Annotated in this window: 13 protein-coding genes; 10 read left to right on the forward strand and 3 right to left on the reverse strand. The window is 72.9% G+C overall.

Translation table 11 applies throughout. The annotated features are described in order from the left end of the window. Positions 1–93: 93 nt before the first annotated feature. Together afsS and afsR are read right to left on the reverse strand one after the other, a co-directional pair. On the reverse strand, positions 94–282 hold the full coding sequence (gene afsS / locus ACZ6SQ_RS32040; protein WP_469568329.1) for a regulatory protein AfsS: 189 nt from the start codon (positions 280–282) through the stop codon (positions 94–96). A 201-nt stretch (positions 283–483) separates the two neighbouring features. Next, the gene (gene afsR / locus ACZ6SQ_RS32045; RefSeq protein ID WP_469568332.1) at positions 484–3,429 is read right to left on the reverse strand and encodes an SARP-family global regulator AfsR; all 2,946 of its coding nucleotides are present in this window, start codon (positions 3,427–3,429) and stop codon (positions 484–486) included. 195 nt (positions 3,430–3,624) lie between these two features. On the opposite strand from afsR, the gene ACZ6SQ_RS32050 reads away from it, so the two are divergent. The 9 genes from ACZ6SQ_RS32050 (at position 3,625) to ACZ6SQ_RS32090 (ending at position 15,355) form a co-directional block, all read left to right on the forward strand. Next, positions 3,625–4,854 carry an amidohydrolase family protein gene (locus ACZ6SQ_RS32050; RefSeq protein ID WP_469568334.1) on the forward strand — a complete coding sequence of 410 codons (1,230 nt, stop codon included), beginning with the start codon at positions 3,625–3,627 and terminating at the stop codon, positions 4,852–4,854. Continuing rightward, a complete protein-coding gene (locus ACZ6SQ_RS32055; protein WP_469568336.1) occupies positions 4,851–5,765 on the forward strand; it encodes a TIGR03619 family F420-dependent LLM class oxidoreductase in 915 nt (304 codons plus the stop codon). The genes ACZ6SQ_RS32050 and ACZ6SQ_RS32055 overlap by 4 nt, the downstream gene beginning before the upstream one ends. 10 nt (positions 5,766–5,775) lie before the next feature. After that, complete coding sequence (locus ACZ6SQ_RS32060; protein ID WP_469568338.1) at positions 5,776–6,546, forward strand: SDR family NAD(P)-dependent oxidoreductase; 771 nt, start codon at positions 5,776–5,778, stop codon at positions 6,544–6,546. A gap of 125 nt (positions 6,547–6,671) precedes the next feature. After that, positions 6,672–7,790, forward strand: a complete 1,119-nt coding sequence (locus ACZ6SQ_RS32065; RefSeq protein ID WP_386377599.1) for an LLM class flavin-dependent oxidoreductase — start codon at positions 6,672–6,674, stop codon at positions 7,788–7,790. A 4-nt stretch (positions 7,791–7,794) separates the two neighbouring features. After that, a complete protein-coding gene (locus ACZ6SQ_RS32070; protein WP_469568341.1) occupies positions 7,795–9,525 on the forward strand; it encodes an N-acyl-D-amino-acid deacylase family protein in 1,731 nt (576 codons plus the stop codon). Next, positions 9,522–10,994: an aldehyde dehydrogenase family protein gene (locus tag ACZ6SQ_RS32075; protein WP_469568343.1), complete on the forward strand. Its 1,473-nt coding sequence runs from the start codon at positions 9,522–9,524 to the stop codon at positions 10,992–10,994. Before ACZ6SQ_RS32070 ends, ACZ6SQ_RS32075 begins: the two co-directional genes overlap by 4 nt. Before the next feature lie 152 nt (positions 10,995–11,146). Continuing rightward, entirely contained in the window at positions 11,147–11,998 is an 852-nt protein-coding gene (locus ACZ6SQ_RS32080; RefSeq protein ID WP_469568345.1) for an LLM class F420-dependent oxidoreductase, read from the forward strand. Positions 11,999–12,121: 123 nt separating this feature from the next. Beyond that, positions 12,122–14,707 (forward strand): bifunctional FO biosynthesis protein CofGH, encoded by a 2,586-nt coding sequence (locus tag ACZ6SQ_RS32085; RefSeq protein ID WP_469568347.1) that lies wholly within the window; start codon positions 12,122–12,124, stop codon positions 14,705–14,707. A gap of 90 nt (positions 14,708–14,797) precedes the next feature. Next, positions 14,798–15,355 (forward strand): hypothetical protein, encoded by a 558-nt coding sequence (locus ACZ6SQ_RS32090; protein WP_469568349.1) that lies wholly within the window; start codon positions 14,798–14,800, stop codon positions 15,353–15,355. On the opposite strand, the gene ACZ6SQ_RS32095 is transcribed toward ACZ6SQ_RS32090, so the two are convergent. Further along, positions 15,352–15,906: a DUF2165 domain-containing protein gene (locus tag ACZ6SQ_RS32095; RefSeq protein WP_469568350.1), complete on the reverse strand. Its 555-nt coding sequence runs from the start codon at positions 15,904–15,906 to the stop codon at positions 15,352–15,354. The genes ACZ6SQ_RS32090 and ACZ6SQ_RS32095 overlap by 4 nt on opposite strands. A 179-nt stretch (positions 15,907–16,085) precedes the next feature. Here ACZ6SQ_RS32095 and ACZ6SQ_RS32100 point away from each other — a divergent pair, with 179 nt between their 5' ends. After that, positions 16,086–17,204, forward strand: coding sequence for an ADP-ribosylglycohydrolase family protein (locus tag ACZ6SQ_RS32100; RefSeq protein WP_469568353.1), 1,119 nt, complete (start codon positions 16,086–16,088; stop codon positions 17,202–17,204). Positions 17,205–17,209: the final 5 nt, after the last annotated feature.

Genomic DNA, 17,209 nt, shown 5'->3' on the forward strand with positions numbered 1-17,209 from the left:
TCGTCTCGATCCCGCCCCTGGTCGCACGTCGGCCGCGGCGGCCCCCCTCCGCGCCGCCGCGGCCGTCCCCCTCGGGCCGGAAGTACGTGGGATCTACTTGCCGCCGAGATCGAGGGCGGGCGGGGCGGGTGCGTGGTTGTCCATGGTGACGATCACGTCGTCGGCCGGCGGGGCCGGTGCGTGGTTGTCCATGGTGACGATCGCCTCGTCGCTGGGCGGCACGGGCGCGTGGTTGTCCAGGGTGACGATCTCTTCGCTCTGGCTCTTCTTGGCGTCGCTCATGGGTGCGAACTCTCCCCGCTTCGGATGTGTACTGGTCGCCCTTGTCCGGCAACTCCCCCGAGGGTTGCCGGACAAGGGCGTGTCGAGGCCTCACCCTAGGTGGCGACTGCCCCATGGCCGTCTGCCCCCCGACGCGACGGTCACTGGGTAGAGCATCTCAGTGGGGCATAAACAATCGATGAACGCCCTGGCGTGCAGGTCTCAGGCCGCGGAGGCCAGGCCGAGGAGCGCACGAACGTCAGCGGCCTCCGAGGAACCGACCTGCTCGAAGAACGCCAGGGATTCGCGCCAGCAGGCGCGAGCGCGGTCCACTTGCCCAAGGGCTTCGAGCGACCGCCCGAGAGTGGTGAGGACGTTGGCCCGGATGCGATCGCCGCCGATGCAGCCGATGGCGAGAGCCTGCTCCGCATGCTGCGCAGCTCTGGCCGGCTGACGTGCGACGAAGTAGGCCTGCGCGATGCGGAAGTGGGTTGTGCCCTCCCACAGGCGTTGACGGTTCGTCCCGAACATGCACAGAGCTTCGCCCAGTTCCTCCAGCGCGTCCGACGGCCGACCGGCCTCCGTGAGGGCAAGGCCGAGGGCGTATCGGGCGTTGGCCAACCGCATGGTCAGCCCCAGTCGGTCGTAGAGATCGATGCCTTCCTGGGCGAGCGTGATCGCGCGGGCTGTGCGCCCCATGGCCAGGTGCACCCTGGAGAGGTTGCACAGGGCGCTGGCCTCAAGAGGCTGGTTGCCATCGGTTCTGGATCCCTCGATAGCCGACAGCAGGTGCTCCTCGGCATCCCGGTTGCGCCCTTGGATGAGGGCGATGATGCCCCGATCGTTGCTCGCCCAGTACAACGGAATGAGATCGCCGGTGGACTCGGCCAGCAGCACGGCCCGGCACGCCTCCTCTTCGGCTTCGTCGTAACGCCCCGCTACCAAGTGGACGTTGGTGAGCGCGGTGCGAGCACGCCCTTCGGCGCGTTTGTCGCCGGCCGCGGCTGCCGCGTCCCGGGCTGCCAACGCCGCCGACTCGTACTGCCTCGAGTTCGCCCCGGACTCCCCGAGATCCTTCGCCGCCCAGAGGAGGTCCACGCCACGGCGCAGGCGACCATCGCCAAACGCCTGCCGCGCGCAGGCGAGAAGGCAGTTGGCGTCCGAGTAGAGCCAGTCCAAGGCCACTTGCCGGTCGTTGAAACCGAGCCCGGCGTACTGGGTGGCTTCGAGGTGATCCACCAGGCGGTCCCCCGGCCGTTCGATCGCGTACACCCGGGCCGCCGTGGCCAGATAGAAGTCCAGCAACCGCGACAACGCCGCGTCCCGCTCGCTCGGCGGCCACTCGTCGCGTTCGGCGCAGGCACGCGCGTAGAGGCGTACGAGGTCGTGGAAGCGGTAGCGGCCGGGGGCGGCGGACTCGAGGAGGGACGTGTCGACGAGGGACTCCAGAAGGTCCTCCGTGTCGTCGGCGTCGAGGCCGAGTGCCGCGGCGGCCGCGGCGAGGGAGATGTCGGGGCCGTCCGCGAGGCCCAGCAGGCGGAACGCGCGGGCCTGGGCGGGTTCCAGCGCCCCGTAGCCCAGCTCGAACGTGGCCTTGACCGCCAGGTCGCCCGCCTGGAGCTCGTCGAGGCGACGGCGTTCGTCGGCGAGTTTCGCGGCGAGCACCGACACCGTCCAGGTGCGCCTGGCGGCGAGCCGGGACGCGGCGATGCGGATCGCCAGGGGCAGGAAGCCGCAGGCGGCGACCACGTCGAGCGCTGCCTCCCGCTCGGCGGCGACCCGCTCCTCGCCCACGATCTTCGTGAAGAGGGCCAGCGCCTCGTCCGGGGACATCACGTCCAGGTCGACCAGATGCGCCCCGGCCAGGTCGACCATCCGCACCCGGGAGGTCACCAGCGCGGCGCAGCCGTCCGTGCCGGGCAGCAGCGGACGTACCTGCGCGGCGTCGCGGGCGTTGTCGAGGAGGACCAGGACCCGCCGGCCGTCGAGCATCGAGCGGTACAGGGCGGCCCGCTCCTCCAGGGAGTCGGGGACGGCCGAGTCGGCGGTGCCGAGGGCGCGCAGGAAGGCGCCGAGGACGGTCTCCGGCTCCGCCGCGCGGGGGCCCGCGCCCTGGAGGTCGACGTACAGCTGGCCGTCGGGGAACGCGGACCGGGCCTGGTGAGCCACGTGGACCGCGAGGGTGGTCTTGCCGACGCCGCCGATGCCGGCCAGCGCGGAGACGGCCATGACGCGGCCCTCCGCGGAGGTGAGGACGTCACGCAGTTCGGAGACGAACGCGGCGCGGCCCGTGAAGTCGGGCACGGTCGCGGGGAGTTGCGCCGGGCGCACGAGGACCGCGGCGGGCTCGGCGGCGGGCGCCGAGGGCTCGGCGAGGCCCGGGTCCGCCTTCAGGATGCGGTCCTGGAGCTCCCGCAGTCCGGGCCCCGGGTCCACCCCCAGCTCGTCCGCCAGCAGGCGCCGCGTGTCGGCGTAGACCGCCAGCGCCTCCGCCTGGCGTCCGCTGCGGTACAGCGCCAGCATCAGCAGCTCGCGCAGCCGCTCCCGCAGGGGGTGCGCGGCGGTGAGCGCCGTCAGCTCGGAGACCGCCTCCGCGTGGCAGCCCTGCTCCAGGTCCATGTCCAGCCGGGACTCGAGGAGTTGCAGGCGCCACTCCTCGAGCCGGACGCGCTGGGCGTCCGCGTACGGGCCGGGCACCCCGGCCAGGGGCTCGCCGTCCCACAGGGCCAGGGCGCGCCCCAGCACCTCGCGGGCCTGGCACAGGTCACCGCCGTGCCGGGCCTTCTCCGCCTCGGCCGCCAGGTCCTGCGCCACCGCGAGGTCCAGCGACCCCTCGTCCAGGCCCCGCACCGCGTAGCCGCCGGACTCGCTGACCAGCACACCCGTGTCCAGCACCTTGCGCAGCCGCGAGGCGTAGGTCCGTACCGCCGCGAGGGCCTGTGAGGGCGGCTCCTCGCCCCACAGGGCGTCGATCAGCTCGGCCGCGGTGGCCGTACGGCCCTCGCGCAGCAGCAGGGCCGCCAGCAGCGCGCGCTGCTGGGGGGAGCCGGTCGGCAGCGGCTCCTCGCCGCGCCAGGCACGCACCGGTCCGAGCACACCGAAGCGCAGCGGCGCGGGCTCGTCCGAGCCTCGGCGGCGCTGCTCCGGCACTCGCGGTACCCCGTCCATCGACGTCCCCCCTAGGGCCTGTCCGGCTCCAGACATCCCGAACAACTCCGTCAGTTTGCCTTGTGCACGGCGGATGCGTCAGCCGTGCGAGACGCCGATCACAGAGCGGCTCACGGGAGTCCACAAGGCCCTCACATCTCCTCCTCGGCGACACGATTACTGACGGTCCGTCAGATCGGCGCTACGGTGGCCGACATGGACTCCAACCACGGTTTCCCGCGCATCATTTCCGTCGACGACCACACCGTCGAACCCCCGGGCGTCTGGCAGGACCGGCTGCCGAAGAAGTACCTGGACACCGGTCCCCGGATCGTCCGCGCCCCGCTGAAGGAGATGACCTTCCTCGGCGGCCGCTTCAAGCCCGTCATGGGCGAACCGGGCACCACGGACGGCCCGGTCGGCGACTGGTGGGTCTACGAGGACCTGCGCCGGCCGCTCACCCGCCTCGACACGGCCGTCGGGTACGACCGCGACGAGATCCGCCTCGAGGTGATCACCTACGAGCAGATGCGGCCCGGGTCGTACGACGTGCCCGCCCGGCTCGCCGACATGGACGTCAACCACGTCCAGTCCGCCCTGTGCTTCCCCACCTTCCCCCGTTTCTGCGGCCAGACCTTCACCGAGGCCCGCGACCGCGAGCTGGGACTGCTGTGCGTGCGCGCGTACAACGACTGGATGGTGGAGGAGTGGTGCGGCCCCGAGGCCGGCGGCCGGCTGATACCCCTCACCCTGATCCCGCTCTGGGACGCGCGGCTCGCCGCCGAGGAGGTCCGGCGCAACGCCGCCCGGGGCGTGCGGGCCGTCGCCTTCTCCGAGATCCCCCCGCACCTCGGCCTGCCCTCCGTGCACACCGACGACTGGGACCCCTTCCTCGCCGCCTGCGACGAGACCGGCACGGTCATCGCCATGCACATCGGCTCCAGCAGCCGTATGCCGTCCACCTCCGCCGACGCCCCGCCCGCCGTCGGCTCCACCATCACCTTCGCCAACTGCTGCTTCTCGATGGTCGACTGGCTGATGAGCGGCAAGTTCGAGCGGTTCCCCGGCCTGCGCGTGATGTACGCCGAGGGGCAGATCGGCTGGATCCCCTACATCCTGGAGCGCGCCGACGTCGTCTGGGAGGAGAACCGGGCATGGGGCGGCGTCGCCGACAAGGTCCGCCGGCCGCCCTCGGAGACCTTCGCCGGTCATGTCTACGGCTGCTTCTTCGACGACGCCTTCGGGCTGCGCAACCTGGACGCCATCGGCGTCGGGAACGTCCTCTACGAGACCGACTACCCGCACTCCGACTCCACCTGGCCCAAGTCCCGCGAGGTCGGCGAGGCCCAGACGGCCCACCTCGACGCCGACACCGTCACCCGGATCGTGCGCGGCAACGCCATCGAGCTGCTCCAGCTCACCCCCGAGGGGCTCTGGGCGCCGTGAGGTACGGCATCCAGCTCCCGGTCCAGTCCCAGAGCACCCTGTACACCGAGCCCTGGGAGACCGCCGCCGGACCCGAGGACCTGCTCGCCGTCGCGCGCGCCGCGGAGGCGGCCGGGTTCGCCTATGTCGCCGTCTGCGACCACGTCGCCATCCCGCGCCGCCTCGCGGCCGCGATGAGCACGGTCTGGTACGACCCCGTCGCCACGCTCGCCTACCTGGCCGCCGCCACCGACCGCGTCCGGCTGCTCTCGCACGTCGCCGTGGTCGGGCTGCGGCACCCGCTGCTCACCGCGAAGCAGTACGCCACCCTCGACCACCTCTCCGGGGGCCGGCTCGTCCTCGGCGTCGGGGCCGGGCACGTGGCGGAGGAGTTCGAGGCGCTCGGGGCCGACTTCGCCCGGCGCGGAGCCGTGCTGGACGAGACGATCGACGCGCTGCGCGCCGCCCTCGGCCCGGAGGAGTATGCCGAGCACCACGGCAAGCTGTACGACTTCGAGGGCCTCGGCCAGCGGCCCCGGCCCGCCCAGCCCCGGGTGCCGCTCTGGGTCGGCGGCTCCTCGGCGCCCGCCGTGCGCCGGGCCGCGCTCAAGGGCGACGGCTGGCTGCCCCAGGGCGATCCGCGCGAGCGGCTGGCCGGGCGGATCGCCCGCATCCGGGAGCTGCGCGAACGGGCCGCACTGAGCGGGCCCTTCTCCTTCGGGGCCATCGCCGAGCCGCTCCACGTCGGACGGCCGGACTGGGACGTGGGCCGGCGCTGCCTCTCCGGGAGCCCGGACGCCCTCGCCGAGTCCCTGCGCGCCTACCGGGCGATGGGAGTGGACCAGCTCCAGGTGCGCTTCCGCAGCCGGGGCCGCACCGAACTCACCGACCAGATCGCCGCGTTCGGCGCCGAGGTGGCGCCGGGGCTGTAGAGGAGGACCGATGGGCAAGCTGGACGGCCGCGTGGTGATCGTCACCGGCGCGGCACGCGGCCAGGGCGAGCAGGAGGCCCGGCTGTTCCGTCAGGAGGGCGCCGAGGTCGTCGTCACCGACGTCCTCGACGAGCCCGGCGAGGCGCTCGCCAAGGAGCTCGGCGCGCTGTACCTGCATCTCGACGTCGGCACGGAGGACGGCTGGCGGGACGCGGTCGCCGCCGTGAAGGAGGCCCACGGGCGTGTCGACGGGCTGGTCAACAACGCGGGTGTGCTGCGCTTCAACGCCCTCGTGGACACCCCGCTCGACGAGTTCATGGAGGTCGTGCGGGTCAACCAGGTCGGCTGCTTCCTCGGGATGAAGGCCGTGGCCCCCGAGCTGGCCGACGGCGGCACGATCGTCAACACCGCCTCCTACACGGCCCTGACCGGCATGGCGGCCGTGGGGACGTACGCGGCCACCAAGCACGCCGTGCTCGGGCTGACCAGGGTGGCCGCGCTGGAGCTGGCCGGGCGCGGTATCCGGGTCAACGCCATCTGCCCGGGTGCCGTGGACACCGCGATGTCCAACCCGGCCCGGCTGGACCCGGACGCCGACCCGGAGGAGACCGGGCGGGCGCTGGACGCGCTGTACCGCAGGCTGGTGCCGCTCGGGCGGATCGGCAGGCCCGAGGAGGTGGCCCGGCTGGCGCTGTTCCTGACCTCGGAGGACTCCTCGTACATCACCGGGCAGCCGTTCGTGATCGACGGCGGCTGGCTGGCCGGGGTCGGCGTCCTCTGACACCCGCGAACCCTTGTAGCTGACTGTCCGTCAGCTCTTGACCATCCAGGGCCGCGGTGCCACAGTCCCCTATCTGACGGACAGTCAGAAACTCAGCAAACTCGACCCCGGGACGGTGAACCTCCGTGGAATTCGGGCTCTTTGTACAGGGATACGTGGGCAAGCGCGCCGAGACCGATCCCCTCGCCGAGCACAAGGCGCTGATGGAGGAGACCGAGTACGTCATCCAGGCGGACAGGTCCGGGTTCAAGTACGCCTGGGCCTCCGAGCACCACTTCCTGGAGGAGTACTCCCATCTGTCCGCCAACGACGTGTTCCTCGGCTACCTCGCGCACGCCACCGAGCGCATCCACCTCGGCTCCGGGATCTTCAACCCCCTCGCCCAGGTCAACCACCCCGTGAAGGTCGCCGAGAAGGTCGCGATGCTCGACCACCTCTCCGAGGGACGCTTCGAGTTCGGCAGCGGGCGGGGGGCCGGGTCCCACGAGATCCTCGGCTTCCTGCCCGGCATCACCGACATGAACTACACCAAGGAGATCTGGGAGGAGACGATCGCCGAGTTCCCCAGGATGTGGCTCCAGGACGAGTACGCCGGCTTCCAGGGCAAGCACTGGTCCCTGCCGCCGCGCAAGATCCTGCCCAAGCCGTACGGGGCCTCGCACCCGGCGATGTGGTACGCCGCCGGGTCCCCGCCCTCGTACGCCATGGCCGCCCGCAAGGGCCTCGGGGTGCTCGGCTTCAGCATCCAGAAGGTCTCGGACATGGAATGGGTGCTGGAGCAGTACAAGACGGCGATCGTGGACGCGCGGCCGGTCGGGGACTTCGTCAACGACAACGTGATGGTGACGACCACGGCGATCTGCGCGCCTACGCACGCCGAGGCGATCGAGATCGCGGTCAACGGCGGACTGCACTATCTGCCGTCCCTCGTCTTCCGCTACCACGACACCTTCCCGCGGCCCGAGGGGTTCCCCGTCTGGCCCGAGACGCTGCCCCGGTACACACCGGAGTTCGTCGAGGTGCTCATCGAGGAGGAGCTGCTGATCTGCGGCGATCCCGACGAGGTGTTGCGCCAGTGCAAGCGGTGGGAGCAGGCGGGCGCGGACCAGCTGAGCTTCGGACTGCCCGTCGGGGTGCCGAAGGAGGAGACGCTGCAGACGATCCGGCTGATCGGCGAGCATGTGATCCCGAAGATCGACACGGATCCCGTGCACCGGACCACGCGGTTCCGGCGGGGGGCCTGAGCCCATGCTCGACCACGTCATCTCCGGGGCCACGGTCGTCGACGGGACCGGACGCCCCGCCCGCACCGCCGACGTCGGACTGCGCGACGGCCGTATCGCCGCCGTCGGCCGGATCACCGAGGCGTCCCGCACCCGCGAGGACGCCTCCGGGCTCGTCCTCGCCCCCGGGTTCGTCGACCCCCACACCCACTACGACGCCCAGCTGTTCTGGGACCCGTACGCGACACCCTCCCTCAACCACGGCGTGACCACCGTCGTCGCGGGCAACTGCGGCTTCACGCTGGCCCCGCTGAACCCCGCGCGCCCCGAGGACGCCGACTACACCCGGCGGATGATGGCCAAGGTGGAGGGGATGTCCCTCGTGGCGCTGGAGGAGGGGGCGCCCTGGACCTGGAGCACCTTCGGCGAGTACCTGGACGCGCTGGACGGCCGGATCGCGGTCAACGCCGGTTTCATGGTGGGCCACTGCGCCCTGCGCCGCCATGTGATGGGCCCGGAGGCGGTCGGCGGACAGCCCTCGAAGGAGCAGCTCGAGGCGATGCTGCGGCTGCTGCACGAGGCCATGGACGCCGGGGCCTGGGGCCTGTCCACCACCCAGTCCTCCACCCACTCCGACGGCGACGGCCGCCCGGTCGCCTCCCGGCACGCGCTGCCCGCCGAACTGCTGGCCCTGTGCAGGGCGGTCGGCGAGCACGAGGGCACCCAGATCGAGGCGATCGTGGCCGGCTGCCTGGACCGTTTCAGCGACGCGGAGATCGACCTGCTCGCGGAGATGAGCGCGGTGGCCGGGCGCCCGCTCAACTGGAACGTCCTCACCGTCGACGCGGCCGTCCCGGAGCGCGTGCCCCGCCAGCTCCTGGCGAGCGAGCGGGCCCGGAAGGCGGGCGGGCGCGTGGTCGCGCTGACCATGCCCATCCTCACCCCGATGAACATGTCGCTCGGAACCTTCTGCGCGCTCAACCTCATCCCCGGCTGGGGGCCCGTCCTCGGCCTGCCCGTCCCGGAACGCATCCGCCGGCTGAGCGACCCGGACGTACGGCGGGAGATGCTCGGCCGGGCCCGCTCCGAGGAGGCAGGCGTCTTCCGCCGGCTGACCGACTTCGGGCGGTACGTCATCGGCGACACCTACAGCGAGTCCAACGCCGGACTCACCGGCCGGGTCGTGAAGGACATCGCGGCCGAGCGCGGCCAGGACCCGTTCGCCTGCCTGGTGGAGATCTGCGCGAACGACGGGCTGCGTACCGTCCTGTGGCCCATGCCCACCGACAACGACCCGGCCTCCTGGGCCCTGCGCGCGGAGACCTGGCGGCACGAGGACGTGCTGCTCGGCGGCTCCGACGCGGGCGCGCACCTGGACCGGATGTGCGGGGCGCCGTACACGACCCGGTTCCTCGGGGACTGTCTGCGCGGGCGCGGGCTGGTCGGCCTGGAGGAGGCGGTGCGGATGCTGACCGACGACCCGGCCCGGCTGTTCGGGCTGCGCGGGCGCGGGCGGATCGAGGAGGGGTTCCACGCCGACCTCGTCCTGTTCGACCCGGAGCGCGTCGACGCGGACAAGGCCACGCTGGTGCACGACCTGCCGGGCGACAGCCCCCGCCTGGACTCCCGGGCCCTCGGGATACGGGCCGTGCGGGTCAACGGCGTCGAGGCGATCCGCGAGGACGCGGTGACCGGGGCGGTACCGGGCAGGGTGCTGCGCTCGGGCCGCGACACGAGGACGGTGGCGACCAGGTGACCGGCCGGGACGCCCGGGTGGCGGACGGCCAGCGGCTGCTGATCGGCGGCGCCTGGACCGAGCCCGACGGCGGCTACTACGACGTCGTCGACCCGGCGAGCGAGAGGGCCGTCGGCCGGGCGCCCGAAGCCTCGCGGGCACAGGTGCACGCGGCCTGCGCCGCGGCCCGCGAGGCCTTCGGGACCTGGTCGCGCACCGCGCCCGAGGAGCGGGCCGCGCTGCTCGCGCGCGCCGCGGCCGTCATCGGCGACCGGGCCGCCGAGTACGCCGTGCTGGCCCAGGCCGAGACCGGCGCGACCACGGCCACGGCCCGTGCCCTCCAGGTCGGCGTGGGCGCCGCCCGCTTCCGCCGCTACGCGCGCCCGGAGCCCGCCGAGTGGCCCATCGCACCGCAGGTCAACGAAGCCGGACCGATGGGGAGGGCGGCGGTGATGGGGGCCCTGGCGGTCCGCCAGCCCGTCGGCGTGGTCACCTGCGTCACCTCGTACAACAATCCCTGGGCCAACCCCGCCGGGAAGGTCGCCCCCGCGCTGGCCATGGGCAACACGGTCGTCGTGAAGCCCGCTCCGCAGGACCCGCTGTCCGTCTACCGGATGGCCGAGGCGCTCCAGGCCGCGGGCGCCCCGCCGGGCGTGGTCAACGTGGTGTCCGGGCGGGCGGTGGCCGTGGGCGAGGCGGCCGTGGACTCGCCCGACGTCGACATGGTCAGCTTCACCGGCTCCACCGCGGTCGGCCGGAGCATCGCCGAGGTGTGCGGGCGGCACATGAAACGCCAGCTCATGGAGCTCGGCGGCAAGGGCGCGGCCCTGGTCTTCGACGACGCCGACCTGGCCTCGGCGGTGTCCGGCATCGGCACCACCTTCTCCTTCTACAGCGGCCAGATCTGCACGGCCCCGACCCGGGTGCTGGCCCAGCGCGGGATCTACGAGCGGCTGATCGGTCAACTGGCCGCGTACGCCGCCCGGCTGAAGGTGGGCGATCCGCGCGAGCGGGACACCGTCGTGGGTCCGCTGATCTCGGCGGCCCACCGTGACCGGGTCGAGTCCTATGTCGAACTGGGCCGCAAGGAGGGCGCGGTGATCGTCACGGGCGGTGAACGCCCGCCCCTGGAGCAGGGGTTCTTCGTCGCGCCCACCCTTCTCGCCGACTGCACCAACGACATGCGGGTGGCCCGCGAGGAGATCTTCGGACCGGTGGTCGTGGTGATCCCCTTCGACGACGAGGAGGAGGCGGTGCGTCTGGCCGACGACTCCGACTACGGCCTCATCGACTACGTCTGGTCCGCCGACACCGCACGCGCCTTCCGGGTGGCCCGCCGGCTGCGGGCCGGAGGGGTGGGCGTCAACACGGTCGCCCGCAACATGGAGGCCCCCTTCGGCGGCTTCAGGCACAGCGGTGTGGGCCGCGACTGCGGCTCCTACGCCCTGCACGCCTACAGCGAGGTGCAGTCGATCGTATGGCCGGGCTGAGCGCCCGGACGGCCCCGACGGCACCCGCCTCGGGCCGCGGACGTCCGGCTCGGGGCCCCGCGCTCCGGGCCCGGCGCTCCGGCCCTCGGCACCGAGAGTGATGCCGACTGGTCGGTATGGACAGATGAACCGCCGAACGGTAGAGATGGGTCATGCGTATCGCCGTCACCATCTTCCTCACCGACGAGACGATCACCCCGGTACGGCTCGCCCGCGAGCTGGAGCAGCGGGGCTTCGCCGGGCTGTACCTGCCCGAGCACACCCACATCCCGGTCGAGCGGACGACCCCGTACCCCGCGGGCGGCGAACTCCCGCGCGAGTACGGCCGTACGCTCGACCCCTTCGTCGCGCTCGGCCAGGCCGCGGCCGTCACCGAGCGGCTCGGGCTCGGCACCGGCATCACGCTGGTCGCCCAGCACGACCCGATCGCCCTGGCCAAGCAGGCCGCCACCCTGGACCATCTGTCCGGCGGACGACTCACCCTCGGGATCGGCTTCGGCTGGAACGTGGAGGAGGCCGCCGACCACGGTGTGAAGTGGCGCGACCGCCGAGAACTGGTCCGGGACCGGATGCGGCTGATGCAGGCGCTGTGGACGGAGGAACCCACCGGCTACGAGGGCGAGTTCGGCGGGGTGCGGCCCAGCCACGCCCACCCCAAGCCCGCCCGGAAGCCGCGCGGCCCGGTGACCGGCCCCCGCACCCTGGTCGGCGGGGCCGCCGGGCCCAAGCTGTTCACCCACATCTGCGAGTACGCCGACGGCTGGCTGCCCATCGGCGGCCGCGGACTGTCCGAGGCCCTGCCGGTGCTGCGCGCCCGCTGGGCCGACGCCGGACGCGACCCGGACGCCCTCCGGATCGTCCCGTACGCCGTCCACCCCACCCCGGGCAAGCTCGCCCACTACGCCGACCTCGGCATCGAGGAGACCGTGGTGCAGCTGCCGCCCGCGGGCGAGGCGGAGGTGCTCGGCGCCCTGGACGCGCTCGCGCCCTTCCTGGCCGGATAGAGCAGGGCAGTTGGACAGGGGCGGAGTGCCGGTGCGGGGGCCCGCGAGAGGCGGTCCCCCGTCCGGCGCGCGCCCCCGTGAAGCGCCGGCCGGCATCGGTCGGCCCGACCGTATGCTTCGAGAATGACCACATCCGCGACCTCCGGAACCGGCCCGACCGAGAACTCCCTGCGTCGCGCCCTCAAACGCGCCCGGGACGGTGTCGCCCTGGACGTCACCGAGGCGGCCGTGCTGCTCCAGGCCCGTGGCGAGGCACTTCGGGACCTCGCCGCGTCCGCGGCCCGGGTGCGGGACGCGGGCCTCGAGGCCGCCGGACGGCCGGGCGTCATCACGTACTCGAAGAGCGTCTTCATACCGCTGACCCGGCTGTGCCGGGACAAGTGCCACTACTGCACGTTCGTCACCGTCCCCGGCAAGCTGCGGCGCGCCGGGCACGGGATGTTCATGTCGCCCGACGAGGTGCTGGACATCGCCCGCAAGGGCGCCGCCCTCGGCTGCAAGGAAGCCCTCATCACCCTCGGCGACAAGCCGGAGGACCGCTGGCCCGAGGCGCGCGAGTGGCTCGACGCGCACGGCTACGACGACACCATCGCCTATGTCCGCGCGATCTCCGTGCGCATCCTGGAGGAGACGGGCCTGCTGCCCCATCTCAACCCCGGGGTGATGTCCTGGACGGACTTCCAGCGGCTGAAGCCGGTCGCGCCGTCCATGGGCATGATGCTGGAGACCACCGCGACCCGGCTGTGGTCGGAGCCCGGCGGCCCCCATCACGGTTCCCCGGACAAGGAGCCCGCCGTACGGCTGCGGGTGCTCCAGGACGCGGGCCGCTCCTCGGTGCCCTTCACCTCCGGCATCCTCCTCGGCATCGGCGAGACCTACGAGGAGCGTGCCGAGTCCCTCTTCGCGCTGCGGAAGGTCGCCCGCGCCTACCACGGCATCCAGGAACTGATCATCCAGAACTTCCGCGCCAAGCCGGACACGGCCATGCGCGGCATGCCCGACGCCGAACTCGACGAACTGGTCGCCGCGGTGGCCGTCGCCCGGCTCGTCCTGGGCCCCTCCGCCTGCCTCCAGGCCCCGCCCAACCTCGTGGCCGGCGAGTACGAGCGGCTGATCGCGGCCGGCATCGACGACTGGGGCGGCGTGTCCCCGCTGACCATCGACCACGTCAACCCCGAGCGCCCCTGGCCGCGGATCGAGGAACTCGCCGAACGCTCCAGCGCCGCAGGCTTCGAGTTGCGCGAACGCCTCTGCGTCTACCCGGAGTTCGTCCGCCGCGGCGAGCCCTGGCTGGACCCGCGGCTGCGCCCGCACGTGGCGGCGCTCGCCGACCCGGAGACCGGGCTGGCCCGCGAAGGGGCGCTGCCGAAGGGGCTGCCGTGGCAGGAGCCGGAGGAGGCTTTCGTGTCCTCCGGGCGCACGGATCTGCACACCGCCATCGACAGCGAGGGCCGCAGCGGCGACCGCCGCGAGGACTTCGACGAGGTGTACGGCGACTGGGACGCCCTGCGCGAGGCCGCCGCCCCCGGCATGGTCCCCGAGCGCATCGACACGGACGTACGGCAGGCGCTGGGCACGGCCGCGGACGATCCGACGCGGCTGACCGACGCCGAGGCCCTCGCCCTGCTGCACGCGGACGGGCCCGCGCTGGACGCGCTGTGCCGGATCGCGGACGACGTCCGCCGGGCGGCCGTCGGCGACGACGTGACCTACATCGTCACGCGGAACATCAACTTCACCAACGTCTGCTACACCGGCTGCCGCTTCTGCGCCTTCGCGCAGCGCCGCACCGACGCCGACGCCTACACCCTCTCCCTGGAGCAGGTCGCCGACCGCGCCCAGCAGGCGTGGGACGTGGGCGCGGTCGAGGTGTGCATGCAGGGCGGCATCCACCCGGACCTGCCCGGCACGGCGTACTTCGACATCGCCAGGGCGGTGAAGGAGCGGGTGCCGGGCATGCATGTGCACGCCTTCTCGCCGATGGAGGTCGTCAACGGCGCGACCCGGACCGGCATGTCGATCCGCGAGTGGCTGACCGCCGCCAAGGAGGCCGGCCTGGACTCGGTGCCGGGCACGGCCGCGGAGATCCTGGACGACGAGGTCCGCTGGGTGCTCACCAAGGGCAAACTGCCCGCGGCCACCTGGATCGAGGTGATCACCACCGCGCACGAGCTGGGCATCCGCTCGTCCTCGACGATGATGTACGGCCATGTCGACCAGCCGCGCCACTGGCTCGGCCATCTGCGCACCCTGGCCTCGATCCAGCGCGAGACGGGCGGCTTCACGGAGTTCGTGACCCTGCCGTTCATCCACACCAACGCGCCCGTGTACCTGGCCGGGATCGCCCGCCCGGGCCCCACGGTCCGGGACAACCGCGCGGTCACCGCGATGGCCCGTCTCCTCCTGCACCCGCACATCCCCAACATCCAGACGAGCTGGGTCAAGCTCGGCACCGAGGGCGCGGCCGAGATGCTGCGCTCCGGGGCGAACGACCTGGGCGGCACCCTCATGGAGGAGACGATCTCCCGCATGGCGGGCTCCTCCTACGGCTCCTACAAGTCGGTCAGGGACCTGGTCGCGGTCGCCGAGGCGGCGGGCCGCCCGGCGCGCCCGCGCACCACCCTGTACGGCGAGGTCCCCGAGGAGCGGCAGCGGGCCGCGGCGGCCTCCGACGGCCACCTGCCGGAGCTGCTGCCGGTGCTCGACTGACCGCCGTCGGGCCCGCCCCGAGGCTGGCAGTACGATGATCCGACCCTGGTGGCCTCGGTGGGCTGCCCGAGCGACTGAGGAGAAGCGTCCGTGTCTGCCCGACTGCCCTCGTGGGCCTGGGTCACCGGTCTGACCGCGGGCGCCGTCGTCGCCGTCGCCGTCCTCGCCGTGCAGGCCGACAAGGGAGCGCACCCGGAGCCGACGGCGGCCCGGCCGAGCGTGTCGGCGTCGGCGAGCCCGAAGCCGAAGCCGACCGAGGCGGCGCCGCCCGCCGCCCCGGCCGAATCGGGCACCGGGCGCCGTGTCGTCTACTCCCTCGGCGAGCGCCGGGTCTGGCTGGTCGACGCCAGTGACGCCGTGCGCCGCACCTTCCCGGTCTGGCCGGGCACGGTCGCCCCGGAGCCGGGCGGCTACACGGTCGGCACACGCACGGACGCCACCACCGGCTCCGACGGCGTGAAGATCGAGCACATCGTGTACTTCACCCTCCAGTCGGGCGTGAACATAGGCTTCTCCAACGCCCTCGACGGCTCCTCCCCGCCGCCCGCCCAGGGCCGGCAGACCGGCGGCATCCGCATGACCAAGGAGGCGGGCACCGCCCTCTGGGCGTTCGCGACGGAGGGGACCCCGGTCCGCGTGGTCGCCTAGCCCTCCTGCTCCTGCTCCTGCTCCCGCTCGTGCTCCGGCGACCGCTCCCGTTCTCCCTCCCGGAACGGCAGCTGGACCACGATCAGGATCACGCCGCTCATCAGGAACACCCGGGTCGCAGCGTCCAGCCCGTTCCAGTCCTCCGACTGCCACATCGCGAACCACTCGCCGCCGATCCCGATGAACCCGGCCCCGAACAGCAGCATCAGCATCAGCAGCCCGTACGTCGACACCCGCCGGGCCGCCCCGAACCGCCCGCGCGCCCACAGCCAGGTACCGGCGGCCAGCACCAGCGCCGCCACCGTCTCCCAGACGATGATCGCCACATAGGCCGCGTCCTGGAGCGCCGTACTGGTGACGGCCCGCCACATCAGGTCCTCGTCCCCGAACGTGCTGTCCATCGCCAGCACATGCCGCACGAACTGCTGGTTGGACCCGAAGTCGGTGATGTTCCCGAACGCCACGAGAGCGATGTAGAGCGCGGCCGTCGCGGTCAACAGCCCCGCGGCCAGGGGGAGTACGGGACGGTGGGGGGATTTGTTTATGGACATGACAGCAATCTTCCCCGATGGTGATCGAGGCCGGACCTGACGGGTGCCGGGACGGGACGTCGGCCGGGAACTTCGCGGTCTGTCCGTAATCGACGGATTCGGGCGCCGAGCCGACCGTTCCCGGTCGATTACAGTGCAGAGCCTGTCGTACATGCGGACGGTGCCCTGGGGAGGTCTATGTGGGTGCGACGACCGGGCCCGTGTGGGGGCGGGTCGAGCAGCAGGACTTTCGGAGCAGGGTGCGGGGTACCCTGCTCGGGGCCGCTGTGGGGGACGCGCTCGGGGCGGCCGTGGACGGACTCGGCCTGGACGCGATCCGGGAGGAGCACGGGGCCGAGGGGCTCGTCGATCTGGCTCCCGCGTACGGGCGGCGGGGCGCGGTCACGCATCTCACCCAGCTCGGGCTGTTCACGGTCGACGGGCTGATCCGCGCCCAGGTCCGCCGGGACAGCGGCGCCTGGCACCCGCCGACCGATGTGCACCGGGCGTATCTGCGCTGGGCCGCCACCCAGCGCGACTGGGGTCCCGACGAGCGCCGCAAGGACGACGGCTGGCTGGCCCGCGAGGAGTGGCTGTACGCCCGCCGCGCCCCCGCCCGCCCGCTGCTGCTGGGCCTCGGCGACGAGATCATGGGTACACCGGACGCGCCCAAGAACCCCGGCGAGCCGGGCCCCGAACCGGCGGCCCGCTCCGCCGCGTTCGGCCTGCTGGTCGGCTGGGAGCCGCAGCTCGTGGCGCAGCTCGCGCTGGAGTGCGCGGCCCAGACCCACGGGCACCCGGCGGCCTGTCTCACCGCGGGCGGCTATGCCGTGATCGTGCACGGCCTGGCCCGGGGGGAGCATCTGGACGGCGCGGTCCAGCGCGCGATGGGGCTGCTCGCGGCGCGGCCCGGCCACGAACCGGTGACCGAGGCCCTGCAGCGCGCGCTCGGCGCGGTCCGCCAGGGCGTCCCCGACCCGTCCCGGGTGGAGGAACTGTCCGCCGCGGGCACCGCGGAGCAGGTGCTGTCGGCGGCCGTGTACTGCGCCCTGGTCGCCGAGGACGTCCGGCACGGGCTGCGGCTGGCCGCCAACCAGAGCGGCCCGTCCGCCGCCACGGCCTGTCTCACCGGCGGTCTCCTCGGTGCCCTGCACGGCGAGACGGCCCTCCCCCCGGCCTGGCTGGCCGAGCTGGAGGGCCGTCCCACGATCCTGGAACTGGCGGACGACTTCGCGATGGAGATGACCCAGGGGCCCGCCCTGCACGGTCCGGCCGGATCGTCCCCGGGGTGGCTGGCGAGATACCCCCGCACGCCCTGAGACGT

The organism is Streptomyces sp. NPDC048600, assembly GCF_055587025.1.